Source organism: Halovulum marinum, from assembly GCF_009697225.1.
Taxonomy (GTDB): domain Bacteria; phylum Pseudomonadota; class Alphaproteobacteria; order Rhodobacterales; family Rhodobacteraceae; genus Halovulum; species Halovulum marinum.
The window spans coordinates 1-1,223 of sequence record NZ_WIND01000065.1; the positions used below are offsets into that span (position 1 = coordinate 1).

Consider the following 1,223-nt stretch of genomic DNA (forward strand, 5'->3'; position numbering starts at 1 on the left):
CCCCGCTCTACGCGGAGCAAACCTCAACCCACGGAGCCGTCGCCTGAGAAAATGTGCGAAAGATTCTGGACACTACCTAGCTTGTGGGGGCAGTGGTCGAACGGCGCGTGGCCGGGCGGTGCCGACGGATGGCAACACGCAGAAAACCCCAACGACAAAGAGACTTCGTCTCGTTACCGTTATGCGGCGCAATACGGTGACCGGCGGCACGTGCGGACCCACGGTCGACGCTCGAACGAATTTCAGGAGAGTAAATGGGAACAATCGATATCATCCCCGATATCCACGGGCAGATCGCCAAACTGCGGGCTGCGCTCGGTGCTCTCGGGTGGCGGCGCAGCCCGGCAGGCTGGATCCATTCGGACCCGGAGCGAACCATCGTCTTTCTGGGCGATTTCATCGATCGCGGGCCGGAGAACCGAGCCGTCATTCACCTGGTGCGCGACCTGATCGACAGCGGGAAGGCCCGAGGGATCATGGGCAACCACGAACTCAACGCGCTTCACTTCCACACCGTCCAACCCGGGACGGGTCAACCGCTTCGTGCCCATTCGGACAAGAACTTGCGCCAGCACGGGAGCTTTCTGGCAGAATTCGCCGTCGGCGCTCGAAAGACCCGGGAGGCGCTTTCATGGATGCGCAGTCTCCCGCTGTTCCTTGAAACGGAGGGCTTTCGTGCCGTGCATGCCTGCTGGATCGACAACTCGATCAACCGCCTGCGCGCGATCGCTGCGAACGGCGTGCTGTCGGAAGAGCAGTTGATCCGGGCTGCTGATCCTGCCGACGAGTTTTTCCACCTTGCCGAGGAAATCACGAAGGGGCCTGAACACCGCCTTCCCGATGGTTTTGCCTTCCGGGACAAGGACGGCACCCAACGCGATCACGTTCGGTTGCAATGGTGGAATGCGGGCGCCGGAACCTGGCGCGATATTGCCATCTCGGTGCCGGTTCCGGACGATCTGCCCGATGCCCCGTTACCGCGTACCCTGATGGCGCAGACCTATCCCGCCCACGAACGCCCTGTCTTCTTCGGTCATTACTGGCTCAGCGGCGATCCGGTCCTGCAGGGTCCGAACGCGCTGTGCCTCGACTATTCCGCCGGTAGGGATGGTCCGTTGGTATCGTACGAATTGCACCCGGGTGAGACAGATAACGTAAAGAATCTTTCGCACTTTCAGATTTGACGGCTCCTTCTACAGTGAAGGAGCGACGGGATGGACGAC

The 1,223-nt window shown here is 61.2% G+C and carries 1 protein-coding gene; it reads left to right on the forward strand.

Annotated features, from left to right (window positions below; translation table 11 throughout):
• The first annotated feature begins 254 nt into the window (after window positions 1-254).
• Window positions 255-1,184 carry a metallophosphoesterase gene (locus tag GE300_RS22010; RefSeq protein WP_154449701.1) on the forward strand — a complete coding sequence of 310 codons (930 nt, stop codon included), beginning with the start codon at window positions 255-257 and terminating at the stop codon, window positions 1,182-1,184.
• Window positions 1,185-1,223: the final 39 nt, after the last annotated feature.